Source organism: Streptococcus sp. FDAARGOS_522 (assembly GCF_003812445.1).
GTDB lineage: Bacteria > Bacillota > Bacilli > Lactobacillales > Streptococcaceae > Streptococcus > Streptococcus agalactiae.
On the sequence record NZ_CP033808.1, the window covers coordinates 2,050,657 to 2,064,851 of the forward strand.

Consider the following 14,195-nt stretch of genomic DNA (forward strand, 5'->3'; position numbering starts at 1 on the left):
CATTTTATGAGGTGTTTATATGGTTTTTAAAGATGCTACCGCTATGGTACAAGCGATAAAACAGCATAAGATTTCGTCGCAAGAATTAGTAGAGCAAGCAATCTACAAGATCGAGGAACAGAATGTAAGCGTTAATGCTGTTGTCAGCAAGCAATATAATGAGGCGCGTCAAGCAGCCAAATACGCAAATGAATCAAATGCTCCTTTTGCAGGAGTTCCTATTCTTCTGAAAGATTTGGGACAGAATCAAAAAGGACAACTCTCAACCTCAGGTTCACAATTATTTAAACACTATCATGCTAAACAAACGGACTATTTAGTGCAGTCCTTTGAAAAATTAGGGTTTATTATTTTAGGAAGAACAAATACCCCTGAATTTGGTTTTAAGAATATTAGTGATGGTCAACTTCACGGGAATGTTAATCTTCCATTTGACCATTCAAGAAATGCTGGAGGCTCTAGTGGTGGTGCAGCCGCAGCTGTTAGTTCAGGAATGGTTCCAATTGCAGGAGCTAGTGATGGAGGAGGGTCAATCAGAATTCCAGCAAGTTTTAATGGTTTGATTGGTTTAAAACCGAGTCGAGGACGTATACCTGTTGGACCTTCATCCTATAGAGGTTGGCAAGGGGCTTCTAGTCATTTTGCTTTAACAAAGTCAGTTAGGGATACAAAACGACTATTATATTATTTACAATCATATCAAGTAGAAAGCCCATTTCCCCTGAAAAAACTCAGCAAAGAGAGTCTTTTCGAGTTTAGCGTTAGTAAACCCCTAAAAATAGCAGTATTGATGGATTCTCCCTTAAAAACAAAGGTATCAAGTGAGGCTAAAGCAGCTATTAAAGAAGCCGCAGATTTTCTGTCTCAAAAAGGGAATCATTTAGAATTAGTAGAACAACCTTTAGATGGTATTCATTCTATGAAAACTTATTGTATGATGAATAGCGTTGAAACAGCAGCAATGTTTGATGACATCGAAAAGAGTTTAGGGCGTTCAATGGAATTTAGCGATATGGAATTAATGACCTGGGCTATGTATCAGAGTGGACAAAGGGTATTGGCTAAAGATTACAGTAAACTCTTAGATTCATGGGATCAATTTGCAGCTACCATGGCGAGGTTTCATGAAAATTATGATTTAATTTTAACAGCAGCAACTAATCAACCAGCTCCTTTTCATGGACAATTTGATTTAGACGAGACACTCCAGAAACAATTGAGGCATATGGGAGAATTCTCAGTAAGTGAACAACAGGATTTAATTTGGAAAATGTTTGAAGACTCAATGGCCTGGACACCTTTTACACATCAGCCAAACTTGACAGGGCAACCTTCTTTAGCCATACCAACTCATCTAACTAAAGAGGGGCTACCTTTAGGTGTACAATTGACAGCGGCTAAAGGGAGAGAAGATTTATTGCTTGCTGTTGCAGAGTTGTTTGAAAAAGAGAAGCAATTCAAAGGGCCTGTTTACCATTAATTTGAAAAGTAAACAATATTTTTGCGAAAACGGATACAATATGGTACTCTTAACAATGGTTGTATTATTATCGTAAATTTATGTATTAATTTTCATTAAATTTAATTTTCGATAGAGTACGCCAAACCATTTTAATATAATTTAATCTACAGGAGTACTTATGAAAAAGACAATTTTACTTGGTTTAGTCGGTTTATCTGCAATGACATTAGCAGCTTGCTCAAATGGTCAATCTAGCAAAGAAACAACATGGGACAATATTAAAAAAGATGGTGTCCTTAAGGTTGCTACCCCTGCAACGCTTTATCCAACAAGTTATTATGATGACCATAAAAAATTGACTGGTTATGAGATTGATATGATGAAAGCGATTGCTAAAAAACTTAAGATAAAAGTTAAGTTTGTTGAAGTTGGAGTTGCTGAATCATTTACTTCTGTAGATAGTGGTAAGGTGGATGTTGCTGTCAATAACTTTGACACAACTCCCGAGCGTTTGAAAAAATACAATTTCTCTCAACCTTATAAATATTCTGTTGGAGGTATGATTGTACGTGCAGATGGTTCTTCAAAGATTACAGCAAAAGATTTATCTGACTGGAAAGGTAAAAAAGCTGGTGGTGGCGCTGGAACGCAATATATGAAAATTGCAAAACAGCAAGGTGCTGAACCTGTTATTTATGACAATGTAACTAATGACGTTTACCTTCGAGATGTATCAACTGGACGTACAGATTTCATTCCGAATGATTACTACACACAAGTCATTGCTGTAAAATATGTAACAAAACAATATCCAGATATCAAAGTAAAAATGGGTGATGTGAAGTATAATCCGACTGAGCAAGGTATTGTGATGAGTAAAAAAGATAAGAGCCTCAAAACAAAAATTGATGCAGCTATCAAGGATATGAAGAAAGACGGTTCTTTGAAAAAAATCTCTGAAAAATATTATGCTGGTCAAGATCTCACAAAAGAACCTGCTGGAACGGATAAAATTCCAGTAATTAAAGTTAAATAAAAAATTTCGAGAGGAGTAGATAAGTGATAAACTGGGATGCCATTTTTAATTTGGAACTAGCTGTTAAGGCTTTTCCAAGTGTTATTCAGGGGTTACCATATACCATTGGATTATCCTTGGTTGGCTTTATTTTAGGAGCTATCGTAGGATTCTTTGTAGCTCTAATGAAGATGTCTCATTTCCGCTTACTGAGGTATCTAGCTAATATTCATATTTCCTTAATGCGTGGGATTCCTTTAATGGTTCTACTCTTTCTTATCTACTTTGGTTTGCCTTTTATAGGGATACAGTTAGATGCTGTGACTGCTTCTATCGTAGGTTTTACCATGATGTCTAGTGCATATATATCAGAAATTATCAGAGCAGCTCTTTTAGCTGTTGATCATGGTCAGTGGGAAGCTGCTAGAGCTTTAGGGTTAAAAACACCGACGATTTATAGAGGCATTATTATTCCGCAAGCAACAAGAATTGCACTCCCTTCTTTAAGTAATGTTTTGCTAGATATGGTCAAGGGTTCCTCATTGACTGCGATGATTACGGTACCTGATATCTTTAATAATGCTAAAATAGTTGGGGGAACCTACTCCGACTATATGACCGCCTATATCTTAGTAGCCCTTATCTATTGGGTAATTTGTACGCTTTATGCAATTATTCAAGACTGGTGGGAAAAACGATTACTTTATTAATAAGGTAGTCTGTTAGCTAGATTACTTGCACTTTAAAAGCTAGATTTTTATCTGACTTTTAGGGTGCTTTTTATATGAAAAGCTAGGCAAAACTAAAAAGACTTAGCTATGTAGGACATAGAACTAAGTCTTTTTTACTTGAATTACATAATAATCTTTAACTGTTTAGGACAACACACCATTATTTAGTATGCTTGTTTTATCCCCGTCTTTTTTGGTTTCCGGCGTTACGATTTGTTTTTTTAGATGTAATAATTGCTTGATTAGATTCAGTGGCTTTAGTTGAATTTGTAACATCTTTTCGTGCGTTATTAGCTTTGTAGGCTTTAGGAGGATTTTTAGTATATTCTTCTTCTACTTTTCGGCGTAGTTTAGGCTTAAGTACATAAGTCGTAACTAGCTGCTGGATAATACTGAAAATACCACCAATAAACCAATAAAGCGCAACACTAGCAGGTAAACTAATAGACATGAATACCATCATTATTGGCATCAGATACATCATTGTTTTCATTTGCTGACGTTGTTCATCTGGAACACCTTGCATTGACAACCAAGATTGTACAAAATAAAGAATGGCGATAATGACAGTAAGTGTCAGACTCTTTTGACCTAAGTTAAGTCCCAAGAAGGTTGCACTAGAGACTCCAGGAGTATAGCGTGCAGCAAAGAAAATAGCTGAGAAAAATGGCATCTGAATGAGTAATGGCAAGCAGCCAATACCGCCAAACATGCTAAGGCCATTCTCACGTTGAGCTGTCATTAATTCTGTCTGAGCTGCTAATTTTTCTTCTTGTGTTTTAGCATTGCGTAGTCGTTCATTGATAGGTTCGAATAAAGGCTTAAAGTACGCCATTTTTTCAGCTTGATAGCTAGCTTTCCAAGACTGATAAAGTCCAAGTGGTAAGATAACGACACGTACGATGATGGTTACAATAATGATAGCGACACCAAAACCAAGCCCTTGGTGTTGAGCGAAATAAGTAATGAGGTTGGCCATAGGCACTCCAAGAGTATTCCAGATAACTCCATAGGGTTTTCCAGCCTTATCAACGCTAACACATCCTGTCAATAATAATAACATAGACAAAGATAAGCTAGAGAATAAGATACGTTTCAATGTTTTTTTCAATGTTTTTAGTTCCTCTAATTTTTAATATACCTATCTATTTTACTTTTTTTTTAAGAATTAAACAATACTTCCGCAGAATGATTTTTAATTCCTCATTTTAAAGTCATTAAAATCATCGAAGTTATCTAGTTTAATATCAACATAAGTTACTTTAGACCATTTTGAAGGTCCTTTTCGAATTTTTTGAATAAATTGTGTCATTTTATTTGAATCTGTGGATTGTGCTAAAATTTCAACAGTTCCATCATCGTTATTCCAAACGCGACCGTAAATATCACCTATTTCTAAAGCTAAGAAATAAGTTGCATAGCGAAATCCGACTCCTTGAACGCGCCCTGAGACAATTAAATGAACTTTTTTCATAACTTGACCTCTTTTCTGATATAATAGGTTTATGACTACTATTATAACTTCAAAATCAAATAATCTCATTAAAAAAACGAAAAAGTTGTTACAAAAAAAATATCGGAAATCTTCATATCTTATTGAAGGCTGGCATTTATTTGAGGAAGCTGAAAAATATGGTGCACAATTTTTAAATATTTTTGTGACAGAAACGGCAATAGATCGTTTGAGAAAACCCGAGAGAGCTATTGTTGTTACAGATGATATTTTGAAAGAATTAACTGACTCACAGACTCCTCAAGGGATTGTAGCTGAGATTGCCTTTCAAGAGACAAGATGGACAGATATTAAAAAAGGACGTTTTCTTGTATTGGAAGATGTGCAGGATCCAGGAAACCTAGGAACAATGGTTCGAACTGCAGATGCAGCGAATTTTGATGCTGTTTTTTTATCTCAGAAATCTGCTGATTTGTATAACCAAAAAACACTTCGTTCTATGCAAGGCAGTCACTTTCATTTACCAGTATTTAGGGTAGAAATAGAGCAGTTTGTTAACTTTTGTAAAGCAGAAGGGATAACTATGATTGCCACAACTTTATCTGAACAATCGGTAAATTATAAAAATCTCCCTAAATATGATTATTTTGCTTTAATCATGGGAAATGAGGGACAGGGAATTTCCAAAACTATGACAGAAGAAGCAGATGTTTTAGCACATATTGAAATGCCTGGACAAGCAGAAAGTCTTAATGTAGCAGTAGCTGCGGGAGTAGTCATTTTCAGCTTAATTTAAGTTCATATGTTATAATATCCCCAGAGGGGTGATTATAATGAAAAAGTATCAAGACGATAAGGACTTCATGGATTTGGTCGGTCACCTTATTGACCATCCACGTTTCCAAAAACTCGAAGCTATTGTCCAACATCATCACTCAACTCGCTTAGAGCATTCTATAAATGTTAGTTATACAAGTTATAAAATTGCTAAGAAGTTTGGTTGGGATGCGAGTAGTACTGCTCGAGGTGGTTTACTACATGATTTCTTTTATTATGATTGGCGTGTAACGAAATTTAACAAGAGCCATGCCTGGGTTCATCCAAGGATAGCGGTTCGTAATGCGCGAAAATTAACTGATTTAAACGCTAGAGAAGAAGATATTATTTTGAAACACATGTGGGGAGCGACTATTGCACCACCACGTTATAAAGAAAGTTATATTGTGACTATGGTTGATAAGTATTGGGCAGTACGAGAGGCTTCTCGTCCACTCAAACGTATTTTTAAGAAACCTATCCGTTTTAGTCGCAAATTCTTAGGTAGTCACAATCATTAAAATTTAGAATAGGAAAATACATATGAATGATAACGTCATTTACACACAATCTGATTCAGGGCTGAATCAATTTTTTGCTAAGATTTACGGTCTTGTAGGGATAGGAGTAGGTTTGTCAGCTGCTGTTTCTGCTATTATGCTGTATATGTTTCCACAAAATATGATTGCCATCATGCAAAAAATGCCAGGGTTGTATTTTGGAGCAATCATCTTAGAATTGGTTTTAGTCTTTGTTGCTAGTGGAGCGGCGCGTCGAAACACACCAGCTGCATTACCATTATTTTTGATTTATTCAGCTTTGAATGGGTTTACTTTAAGTTTCATTATCGCAAGGTACACGCAAACAACAGTTCTTCAAGCTTTTATAACATCTGCAGCTGTTTTCTTTGCAATGGCTTTGATTGGAGCTAAGACTAAAAAAGATTTATCAGGTATGCGTAAAGCGTTAATGGCTGCTTTAATTGGGATTTTAATTGCAAGTCTTGTTAATTTATTTATCGGTAGTGGGGGGATGAGTTATATCATTAGTATCGTATGTGTCATCATCTTTTCTGGATTGATTGCTTACGATAACCAAATGATTAAATATGTCTACAATAGCCAAGGCGGCCAAGTCGCAGATGGTTGGGCAGTTTCGATGGCACTAAGCCTTTATCTTGATTTTATTAATCTATTCTTAAATATTCTTCGTCTTTTTGCACGAAATGATTGAGGCTAACTGGTTAGATATTCTAGCCAGTTTTTAATTGTGAAATAACACCAAAGAAGGAATTTGTTATATGAAGGCACAGGAGCGTCGAGAAAATATTTTAACGACTTTAAAAGGAACAAAAGAAGCTATATCGGCAAGCACATTAGCAAAGATTTTTAGTGTTAGTAGGCAGGTGATTGTTGGAGATATTGCCTTATTGCGTGCACAACAATGTGATATTATTTCTACCCCAAAAGGATACCTCATGTCCAGTGCTCTAAGTACTCATCAATTCACTGCTAGATTGGTTTGTCAGCATGGCATAGAACAGACAGAAGAAGAACTGGAAATTATTTTGCGGTATCAAGGAATCATTATGAATGTGGAGGTAGAGCACCCTATTTATGGGATGCTGACTGCTCCCTTAAACATTCAAAGCCAAAAAGACATTGATAATTTTACTGCTAAATTAAAAGTTTCCAATGCAGAATTGCTATCCTCTTTGACAGATGGTTTACATACACATATGATTTCTTGTCAAGATCAGTCAGTTTTTGACCAAATATGTGAGGCTCTAAAAAAAGCAGGAATTTTATACATAGACAAATAACCTTACAGGTGTCTTTACACCTGTAAGGTTATTTTGTATAATAGCTTCAAAGGAGATAAAAATGTCAAAAAAAACAACACAAATGGTTTCTTATACTTCTATTTTAGTAGCTTTTGCAATCATGATTCCTATAATCATGCCTGCTAAAATAATTATTGGGCCTGCTTCTTTCACCTTAGCAAGCCATGTACCTTTATTTTTAAGTATTTTTATATCTGTTCCAGTTGCAATATTAGTAGCTTTAGGGACAGGACTTGGATTTCTACTAGCTGGTTTTCCGATTGTAATCGTTCTTAGAGCTTTATCACATATCGGATTTGCATTAATTGCGGCTTTCTTGATTAAGTCAAAGCCCTCTTTATTGATGAGTAAATGGCAAACATTGTTATTTGCTGTAGCTATTAACATAATTCATGGTCTGCTCGAATTTATTACTGTTTATATAATCACAATGACTTCTAACAGTAGTTCAACTTATTTATGGTCACTATTTTCTTTGATAGGGCTAGGCTCTTTGCTACATGGATTGGTAGATTTTTATATAGCTCTCTTCATTTGGAAATGGATGACACAAAAGTTGGGGAAAACACTTAGGATAAGATAAAGGACTCGGCTATGTGCTTAATCATGCTCTAGTGAAAATTTAATAGTGTATTGACGTGACAAGGACGATAGAGGCTTTGATTTTGTTTACATATATTTGTAAACTCTTTCTTTTTTTGCTATAATGAGTCATGTAAATAAATGAGGAGAATGAATAGATGTCAACAACTATTTGGATTTTATTAATTATCGTCGCTTTGTTTGGTGGTCTCGTGGGAGGCATTTTTATTGCTCGTAAACAAATTGAAAAAGAGATTGGAGAGCACCCTCGTTTAACACCGGATGCTATTCGTGAAATGATGAGTCAAATGGGACAAAAACCTAGTGAAGCTAAAGTTCAACAGACATACCGTAATATTGTAAAACACGCAAAAACAGCTATCAAAACTAAAAAATAAGAGTGTTTTAGCATTGAAGCGTTTAGTGATGAAATAGTGAGTGATAGTCCATCAGATTTCTAGACAAGATTTGGGCAAACTTGGTCAAGTGTAGATTTGACTGATTGGTTATTGTATAGAGAGGCTAGGACTGTTGTCCAGCCTCTTTTAGTCACTAATATTGGAGGAATAAAAATGGATAGTAGGCCTATTGGCTTTCTAGATTCTGGTGTAGGTGGTTTAACGGTTGTTAAGGAAATGTTCCGTCAACTTCCAGAAGAGGAAGTAATCTTCATTGGAGATCAGGCTAGAGCTCCGTATGGTCCTAGACCTGCTCAACAGATTAGAGAGTTTACCTGGCAGATGGTTAATTTCTTATTGACTAAAAATGTTAAGATGATTGTTATAGCTTGTAATACAGCAACTGCAGTTGCCTGGCAAGAAATTAAAGAAAAACTAGACATACCTGTTTTAGGCGTTATTTTACCAGGAGCTAGCGCAGCTATCAAATCAACTAATTCAGGGAAAGTTGGTATTATAGGTACTCCCATGACTGTTAAATCAGATGCTTATCGTCAAAAAATTCAAGCTTTGTCTCCAAATACTGCTGTGGTATCCCTTGCTTGTCCGAAATTTGTTCCAATTGTGGAATCAAATCAGATGTCTTCTAGTTTAGCCAAAAAGGTGGTTTATGAAACGTTGTCCCCATTAGTTGGTAAATTAGATACTTTAATTTTAGGTTGCACGCATTATCCCTTATTACGTCCCATCATTCAAAATGTTATGGGGGCTGAGGTTAAATTAATTGATAGTGGCGCAGAAACCGTTCGTGATATTTCTGTTTTATTGAACTATTTTGAGATAAACCATAATTGGCAAAATAAACACGGTGGTCATCACTTTTACACAACCGCCAGCCCAAAAGGTTTTAAAGAAATTGCAGAACAATGGCTTAGTCAAGAAATAAATGTGGAGCGTATAGTATTATGACAAAAACAATTTTTGAAAGTAAAACTGAAGGCAATTGGTTTTTAGGTAGTTTCCAAGCTTTTAATTATTTTACTTGTTTTGGTAATGATGAATCTTACGAAGCTATCCAAGATGTTTTTCATCGTCTATTATCAACTTTGAAAGTTGAAGGTCTACAGCTTCACGTTGTGCAGATGACTTCGGATTTTCAATTATTAGCATTCCTCGTTGATATGATTAATCAAGAGTATTCAAGGCACATCAAAGTGACTCAACATAAAGGGGCCATCTTAGTTAGTGAAGATGATCAGTTGTTCTTAGTTCACTTACCTAAAGAGGGCACTTCTTTAGAAAAATTCTTTGATTTAAAGAATGATAATAATTTTGGGGATACCATATTAATTGCGACTCACAATGAAGGAAAAACGAAGGAATTTAGAGAATTATTTGGGAAATTAGGACTCAAAGTTGAAAATTTAAATGATTACCCAGATTTACCAGAAGTTGAAGAGACTGGTATGACCTTTGAAGAAAATGCTCGACTTAAAGCAGAGACTATTTCAAAATTAACTGGGAAAATGGTAATTTCAGATGATTCCGGATTAAAAGTAGATGCTTTAGGTGGTTTACCAGGGGTATGGTCTGCTCGTTTTTCAGGTCCTGACGCGACAGATGCTCGTAATAATGCCAAATTATTGCATGAATTAGCCATGGTATTTGACAAAGAAAGACGTTCAGCACAGTTTCATACAACCTTAGTCGTGTCAGCTCCAAATAAAGAAAGTTTGGTAGTTGAAGCAGAGTGGCCAGGTTATATTGGTACGGAACCTAAGGGGGAAAATGGCTTTGGTTATGATCCACTCTTTATTGTTGGAGAAGGTAGTAGGACAGCAGCTGAATTGAGCGCACAAGAAAAAAATAATCTATCACATCGTGGGCAAGCTGTCCGTAAATTGATGGAGGTATTTCCAAAATGGCAATTAGAAAATTAGTTGTAATGAGTGATTCTCACGGAGATCGTGACATTGTAAAAGATATAAAGAATCATTATTTGGGAAAAGTGGATGTTATTTTTCACAATGGGGATTCCGAACTTCCTAGTTCAGATCCTATATGGGAAGGCATTCATGTGGTCACAGGAAATTGTGATTATGATTCAGGTTATCCGGAAGTTTTGGTTACAAAAATAGATAATACTGTTATTGTTCAAACCCATGGTCATCTCCATCAGATTAATTTTACTTGGGATAAATTGGATTTGTTAGCTCAGCAAGAAGACGCGGATATTTGTTTATATGGTCATCTTCATCGTGCAGATGCTTGGAAAAATGGTAAAACTATTTTTATCAATCCAGGTAGTGTTTTGCAGCCAAGAGGACCAATAAATGAGAAGCTTTACGCTGTTGTAACTATAACAGATAGTAAGGTTTTGGTAGAGTATTATACTCGCCAACACCAACCCTATCCTAACTTGACAAAGGAATTTTCAAGATGATTGCTAAAGAATTTGAGTCGTTTTTGCTAAGTCATTTGGACCACTATCTAATTCCAGCTGAAGACGTTGCTATTTTTGTGGATACGCATAATGCAGACCACGTTATGCTACTATTAGCAAGTAATGGTTTTTCACGTGTACCAGTTATCACTAAAGAAAAAAAATATGTAGGTACTATTAGTATCTCAGACATTATGGGCTACCAATCTAAAGGTCAATTAACAGATTGGGAGATGGCACAGACTGATATTGTTGAGATGGTTAATACAAAAATCGAGCCGATTAATGAGGCAGCTACTCTGACAGCAATTATGCATAAGATTGTAGATTATCCATTTTTACCTGTTATCAGTGATCAAAATGATTTTAGAGGCATTATAACCCGTAAATCGATTTTAAAAGCTATTAATAGCCTCCTACATGATTTTACAGACGAATATACTATCACTCCTAAAAACAATGATAAATGATATTAATAATTTTATTGAGAGTAAGAAATTATCTCTCAATTCGCGTAAGTCCTATCACTATGATTTAAAGCAATTTTATAAAATAATTGGTGGACATGTAAATTCTGAAAAACTGGCATTGTATCAACAGTCTCTAAGTGAATTTAAGTTAACAGCTCGTAAGCGAAAGTTATCTGCAGTCAATCAATTTCTTTTCTTTTTATATAATAGAGGAACGCTGAAGGAATTTTACAGACTACAAGAGACTGAAAAAATCACTTTGGCTCAGACAAAGTCTCAAATAATGGATTTATCAAATTTCTATCAAGATACTGATTATCCGAGTGGTCGTTTGATTGCTTTGTTGATTTTATCTTTAGGTTTAACTCCGGCTGAAATTGCTAATTTGAAGAAGGCTGATTTTGATACAACTTTTAATATCTTAAGTATTGAAAAATCGCAGATGAAGCGTATTTTAAAACTTCCAGAAGACTTGCTTCCTTTTCTTTTGGAATCTTTAGAGGAAGATGGTGACTTAGTCTTTGAGCATAACGGTAAGCCTTATTCTAGACAATGGTTTTTTAATCAATTAACAGATTTCTTAAATGAGAAGAATGAGCAACAACTAACTGCACAACTTCTGCGAGAACAATTTATTCTAAAGCAAAAAGAAAATGGCAAAACGATGACGGAGCTCAGTCGCCTTCTAGGCTTAAAAACTCCTATCACTTTAGAGAGATATTATAGATAATGGATATTAAGTTAAAAGATTTCGAGGGGCCCCTAGACTTACTCTTACACCTCGTATCTAAATATGAGGTTGATATATACGATGTACCGATTGTGGAAGTTATTGAGCAGTACCTTGCTTATATAGCAACATTACAGGCGATGCGTCTAGAAGTAGCTGGTGAGTATATGCTTATGGCAAGTCAGCTGATGTTGATAAAAAGCCGTAACTTATTACCTAAAGTAGTGGAGTCAAATCCTATTGAAGATGATCCAGAAATGGAATTGTTGAGCCAATTAGAGGAATATAGACGTTTTAAAGTGCTAAGTGAAGAGTTAGCTAATCAGCATCAAGAACGTGCCAAATATTTTTCAAAACCAAAACAAGAAGTTATCTTTGAAGATGCAATTCTTCTACACGATAAATCGGTGATGGATCTTTTTTTGACTTTTTCTCAAATGATGTCCCAAAAACAAAAAGAATTGTCAAATAGTCAAACGGTAATTGAGAAAGAAGACTACCGTATTGAAGATATGATGATCGTTATTGAAAGACATTTTAATCTTAAAAAGAAAACGACATTACAAGAAGTGTTTGCGGATTGCCAAACAAAATCTGAAATGATAACTTTATTTTTGGCAATGTTAGAGTTGATAAAATTACATCAAATCACAGTAGAACAAGACAGTAATTTTAGTCAAGTTATCTTAAGAAAGGAAGAGAAATGACTTATTTAGGCTCAATAGAAGCTCTTCTTTTTGTTGCAGGTGAAGATGGACTGAGTTTGCGTCAAATGGCAGAATTATTGTCTTTGACACCATCAGCATTAATACAGCAACTAGAAAAGTTGGCTAAACGATATGAAGAAGATGACGATTCTAGTCTATTATTGCTTGAGACAGCACAAACTTATAAATTGGTAACAAAGGATAGTTATATGACTTTGTTGAGAGATTATGCGAAGGCTCCTATTAATCAGAGTCTATCTCGGGCAAGTTTGGAAGTTCTATCTATTATTGCTTATAAACAACCTATTACTAGGATTGAAATTGATGATATTCGTGGCGTGAATTCCAGTGGAGCTATAACTAGACTGATAGCTTTTGGTTTAATTAAAGAGGCTGGAAAGAAAGAAGTGTTGGGACGTCCTAACCTTTATGAGACAACTAATTATTTCTTAGATTATATGGGAATTAATCAGTTAGATGACTTAATTGACGCCTCTTCAATTGAATTAGTTGACGAAGAAGTATCGTTATTTTCAATGGATTCAATTAATACAGAAGATAAGGAAAACAATGAGAATTAATAAATATATTGCGCATGCAGGGATTGCAAGTCGTAGAAAAGCTGAGGAATTAATCAAGCAAGGAATGGTCACGATTAATGGTCAAGTGGTTAATGAATTGGCGACCCAAGTAAAGGCTGGTGATCTGGTTGAAATTGAAGGAAGTCCAATTTACAACGAAGAGAAGGTATATTATCTCTTAAATAAACCACGTGGTGTTATTTCAAGTGTCTCAGATGACAAAGGACGTAAGACAGTTATTGACTTGTTGCCACAAGTCAAAGAACGGATATATCCTGTTGGTCGCTTGGATTGGGATACAACTGGACTTTTAATTTTGACTAATGATGGTGATTTTACTGATAAAATGATTCATCCTCGTAATGAAATTGATAAAGTTTATTTAGCACGTGTTAAAGGAATAGCTACTAAAGAAAACCTTCGACCATTAACGCGTGGCGTTGTTATCGATGGTAAGAAAACAAAACCTGCTCGCTATACTATCATAAAAGTGGATCATGAAAAAAATCGTTCAGTAGTTGAATTAACTATTCATGAAGGTCGTAATCATCAAGTTAAGAAAATGTTTGAACAAGTTGGGTTATTAGTGGACAAGCTATCTCGTACACAATTCGGTACCTTAGATTTAACGGGTCTCCGTCCTGGGGAAGCACGACGATTAAATAAAAAAGAAATTAGTCAGTTGCATAATGCGGCTATTAATAAATCTTAATGCTTAAATCTTTTTTGATTTTCTTGGTTCGCTTTTACCAAAAAAATATTTCTCCAGCTTTCCCAGCTAGCTGTCGTTATCGTCCAACTTGCTCTACGTATATGATAGAAGCTATTCAAAAACATGGTCTAAAAGGTGTTCTGATGGGGATTGCACGTATTTTGCGATGTCATCCCTTAGCCCACGGAGGAAATGATCCTGTCCCTGATCATTTTAGCTTAAGACGTAATAAAACGGATATATCAGATTGAT

20 protein-coding genes are annotated in these 14,195 nt (G+C 35.3%); 18 read left to right on the plus strand and 2 right to left on the minus strand.

The features are described 5' to 3' along the window. The first annotated feature begins 19 nt into the window (after positions 1-19). The 3 genes from EGX70_RS10735 to EGX70_RS10745 all read left to right on the plus strand — a co-directional run bounded on the left by EGX70_RS10735 (position 20) and on the right by EGX70_RS10745 (position 3,187). Positions 20-1,480, plus strand: coding sequence for an amidase (locus EGX70_RS10735; protein ID WP_000231326.1), 1,461 nt, complete (start codon positions 20-22; stop codon positions 1,478-1,480). A gap of 160 nt (positions 1,481-1,640) precedes the next feature. Next, complete coding sequence (locus tag EGX70_RS10740; RefSeq protein WP_000751026.1) at positions 1,641-2,498, plus strand: transporter substrate-binding domain-containing protein; 858 nt, start codon at positions 1,641-1,643, stop codon at positions 2,496-2,498. 23 nt (positions 2,499-2,521) lie between these two features. Then, positions 2,522-3,187, plus strand: coding sequence for an amino acid ABC transporter permease (locus tag EGX70_RS10745; RefSeq protein WP_000611497.1), 666 nt, complete (start codon positions 2,522-2,524; stop codon positions 3,185-3,187). 199 nt (positions 3,188-3,386) lie between these two features. Here the strand turns inward: EGX70_RS10745 and yidC are convergent, their stop codons facing one another. Together yidC and EGX70_RS10755 are read right to left on the minus strand one after the other, a co-directional pair. Next, complete coding sequence (gene yidC / locus EGX70_RS10750; protein WP_123948133.1) at positions 3,387-4,319, minus strand: membrane protein insertase YidC; 933 nt, start codon at positions 4,317-4,319, stop codon at positions 3,387-3,389. 84 nt (positions 4,320-4,403) lie between these two features. Further along, positions 4,404-4,682: an acylphosphatase gene (locus EGX70_RS10755; RefSeq protein ID WP_000755488.1), complete on the minus strand. Its 279-nt coding sequence runs from the start codon at positions 4,680-4,682 to the stop codon at positions 4,404-4,406. 31 nt (positions 4,683-4,713) lie between these two features. On the opposite strand from EGX70_RS10755, the gene EGX70_RS10760 reads away from it, so the two are divergent. The 15 genes from EGX70_RS10760 (at position 4,714) to yidD (ending at position 14,194) form a co-directional block, all read left to right on the plus strand. After that, positions 4,714-5,457 carry an RNA methyltransferase gene (locus EGX70_RS10760; protein WP_000207504.1) on the plus strand — a complete coding sequence of 248 codons (744 nt, stop codon included), beginning with the start codon at positions 4,714-4,716 and terminating at the stop codon, positions 5,455-5,457. A 37-nt stretch (positions 5,458-5,494) separates the two neighbouring features. Continuing rightward, positions 5,495-5,998, plus strand: a complete 504-nt coding sequence (locus EGX70_RS10765) for an HD domain-containing protein (RefSeq protein WP_000760496.1) — start codon at positions 5,495-5,497, stop codon at positions 5,996-5,998. Positions 5,999-6,020: 22 nt separating this feature from the next. After that, positions 6,021-6,710 (plus strand): Bax inhibitor-1/YccA family protein, encoded by a 690-nt coding sequence (locus EGX70_RS10770; protein ID WP_000999457.1) that lies wholly within the window; start codon positions 6,021-6,023, stop codon positions 6,708-6,710. A gap of 67 nt (positions 6,711-6,777) precedes the next feature. Continuing rightward, the gene (locus EGX70_RS10775; RefSeq protein ID WP_000647216.1) at positions 6,778-7,299 is read left to right on the plus strand and encodes a transcription repressor NadR; all 522 of its coding nucleotides are present in this window, start codon (positions 6,778-6,780) and stop codon (positions 7,297-7,299) included. 61 nt (positions 7,300-7,360) lie between these two features. Next, positions 7,361-7,903 (plus strand): hypothetical protein, encoded by a 543-nt coding sequence (locus EGX70_RS10780; protein ID WP_000039538.1) that lies wholly within the window; start codon positions 7,361-7,363, stop codon positions 7,901-7,903. Between the two features lie 157 nt (positions 7,904-8,060). Continuing rightward, positions 8,061-8,300, plus strand: a complete 240-nt coding sequence (locus EGX70_RS10785; protein ID WP_000108275.1) for a YneF family protein — start codon at positions 8,061-8,063, stop codon at positions 8,298-8,300. Positions 8,301-8,474: 174 nt separating this feature from the next. Next, a complete protein-coding gene (racE, locus tag EGX70_RS10790; protein WP_000378351.1) occupies positions 8,475-9,269 on the plus strand; it encodes a glutamate racemase in 795 nt (264 codons plus the stop codon). Next, entirely contained in the window at positions 9,266-10,240 is a 975-nt protein-coding gene (locus EGX70_RS10795; protein WP_000167813.1) for a nucleoside-triphosphate diphosphatase, read from the plus strand. Before racE ends, EGX70_RS10795 begins: the two co-directional genes overlap by 4 nt. Further along, positions 10,222-10,743: a metallophosphoesterase gene (locus EGX70_RS10800; protein ID WP_001007724.1), complete on the plus strand. Its 522-nt coding sequence runs from the start codon at positions 10,222-10,224 to the stop codon at positions 10,741-10,743. Before EGX70_RS10795 ends, EGX70_RS10800 begins: the two co-directional genes overlap by 19 nt. Continuing rightward, on the plus strand, positions 10,740-11,213 hold the full coding sequence (gene cbpB / locus EGX70_RS10805; RefSeq protein ID WP_000560709.1) for a cyclic-di-AMP-binding protein CbpB: 474 nt from the start codon (positions 10,740-10,742) through the stop codon (positions 11,211-11,213). The genes EGX70_RS10800 and cbpB overlap by 4 nt, the downstream gene beginning before the upstream one ends. Next, a complete protein-coding gene (gene xerD, locus EGX70_RS10810) occupies positions 11,203-11,943 on the plus strand; it encodes a site-specific tyrosine recombinase XerD (RefSeq protein ID WP_000606411.1) in 741 nt (246 codons plus the stop codon). Before cbpB ends, xerD begins: the two co-directional genes overlap by 11 nt. Next, positions 11,943-12,650 (plus strand): segregation/condensation protein A, encoded by a 708-nt coding sequence (locus tag EGX70_RS10815; RefSeq protein ID WP_000351869.1) that lies wholly within the window; start codon positions 11,943-11,945, stop codon positions 12,648-12,650. The genes xerD and EGX70_RS10815 overlap by 1 nt, the downstream gene beginning before the upstream one ends. Next, complete coding sequence (scpB, locus tag EGX70_RS10820; RefSeq protein WP_000221690.1) at positions 12,647-13,231, plus strand: SMC-Scp complex subunit ScpB; 585 nt, start codon at positions 12,647-12,649, stop codon at positions 13,229-13,231. The genes EGX70_RS10815 and scpB overlap by 4 nt, the downstream gene beginning before the upstream one ends. Then, the gene (locus EGX70_RS10825; protein ID WP_001222207.1) at positions 13,221-13,943 is read left to right on the plus strand and encodes a pseudouridine synthase; all 723 of its coding nucleotides are present in this window, start codon (positions 13,221-13,223) and stop codon (positions 13,941-13,943) included. Before scpB ends, EGX70_RS10825 begins: the two co-directional genes overlap by 11 nt. Further along, the gene (yidD, locus tag EGX70_RS10830; protein WP_000920196.1) at positions 13,943-14,194 is read left to right on the plus strand and encodes a membrane protein insertion efficiency factor YidD; all 252 of its coding nucleotides are present in this window, start codon (positions 13,943-13,945) and stop codon (positions 14,192-14,194) included. Before EGX70_RS10825 ends, yidD begins: the two co-directional genes overlap by 1 nt. Position 14,195: the final 1 nt, after the last annotated feature.

Bases quoted from the DNA above. Each gene is read 5' to 3' on its own strand.
- EGX70_RS10760 (WP_000207504.1), top strand. From the start codon at position 4,714: ATGACTACTATTATAACTTCAAAATCAAATAATCTCATTAAAAAAACG.
- scpB (WP_000221690.1), top strand. From the start codon at position 12,647: ATGACTTATTTAGGCTCAATAGAAGCTCTTCTTTTTGTTGCAGGTGAA.
- EGX70_RS10785 (WP_000108275.1), top strand. From the start codon at position 8,061: ATGTCAACAACTATTTGGATTTTATTAATTATCGTCGCTTTGTTTGGT.
- EGX70_RS10825 (WP_001222207.1), top strand. From the start codon at position 13,221: ATGAGAATTAATAAATATATTGCGCATGCAGGGATTGCAAGTCGTAGA.
- EGX70_RS10755 (WP_000755488.1), bottom strand. From the start codon at position 4,682: ATGAAAAAAGTTCATTTAATTGTCTCAGGGCGCGTTCAAGGAGTCGGA.
- yidD (WP_000920196.1), top strand. From the start codon at position 13,943: ATGCTTAAATCTTTTTTGATTTTCTTGGTTCGCTTTTACCAAAAAAAT.
- EGX70_RS10780 (WP_000039538.1), top strand. From the start codon at position 7,361: ATGTCAAAAAAAACAACACAAATGGTTTCTTATACTTCTATTTTAGTA.
- EGX70_RS10740 (WP_000751026.1), top strand. From the start codon at position 1,641: ATGAAAAAGACAATTTTACTTGGTTTAGTCGGTTTATCTGCAATGACA.
- EGX70_RS10775 (WP_000647216.1), top strand. From the start codon at position 6,778: ATGAAGGCACAGGAGCGTCGAGAAAATATTTTAACGACTTTAAAAGGA.
- EGX70_RS10795 (WP_000167813.1), top strand. From the start codon at position 9,266: ATGACAAAAACAATTTTTGAAAGTAAAACTGAAGGCAATTGGTTTTTA.
- EGX70_RS10735 (WP_000231326.1), top strand. From the start codon at position 20: ATGGTTTTTAAAGATGCTACCGCTATGGTACAAGCGATAAAACAGCAT.
- xerD (WP_000606411.1), top strand. From the start codon at position 11,203: ATGATAAATGATATTAATAATTTTATTGAGAGTAAGAAATTATCTCTC.
- cbpB (WP_000560709.1), top strand. From the start codon at position 10,740: ATGATTGCTAAAGAATTTGAGTCGTTTTTGCTAAGTCATTTGGACCAC.
- EGX70_RS10765 (WP_000760496.1), top strand. From the start codon at position 5,495: ATGAAAAAGTATCAAGACGATAAGGACTTCATGGATTTGGTCGGTCAC.
- EGX70_RS10770 (WP_000999457.1), top strand. From the start codon at position 6,021: ATGAATGATAACGTCATTTACACACAATCTGATTCAGGGCTGAATCAA.
- racE (WP_000378351.1), top strand. From the start codon at position 8,475: ATGGATAGTAGGCCTATTGGCTTTCTAGATTCTGGTGTAGGTGGTTTA.
- EGX70_RS10815 (WP_000351869.1), top strand. From the start codon at position 11,943: ATGGATATTAAGTTAAAAGATTTCGAGGGGCCCCTAGACTTACTCTTA.
- EGX70_RS10800 (WP_001007724.1), top strand. From the start codon at position 10,222: ATGGCAATTAGAAAATTAGTTGTAATGAGTGATTCTCACGGAGATCGT.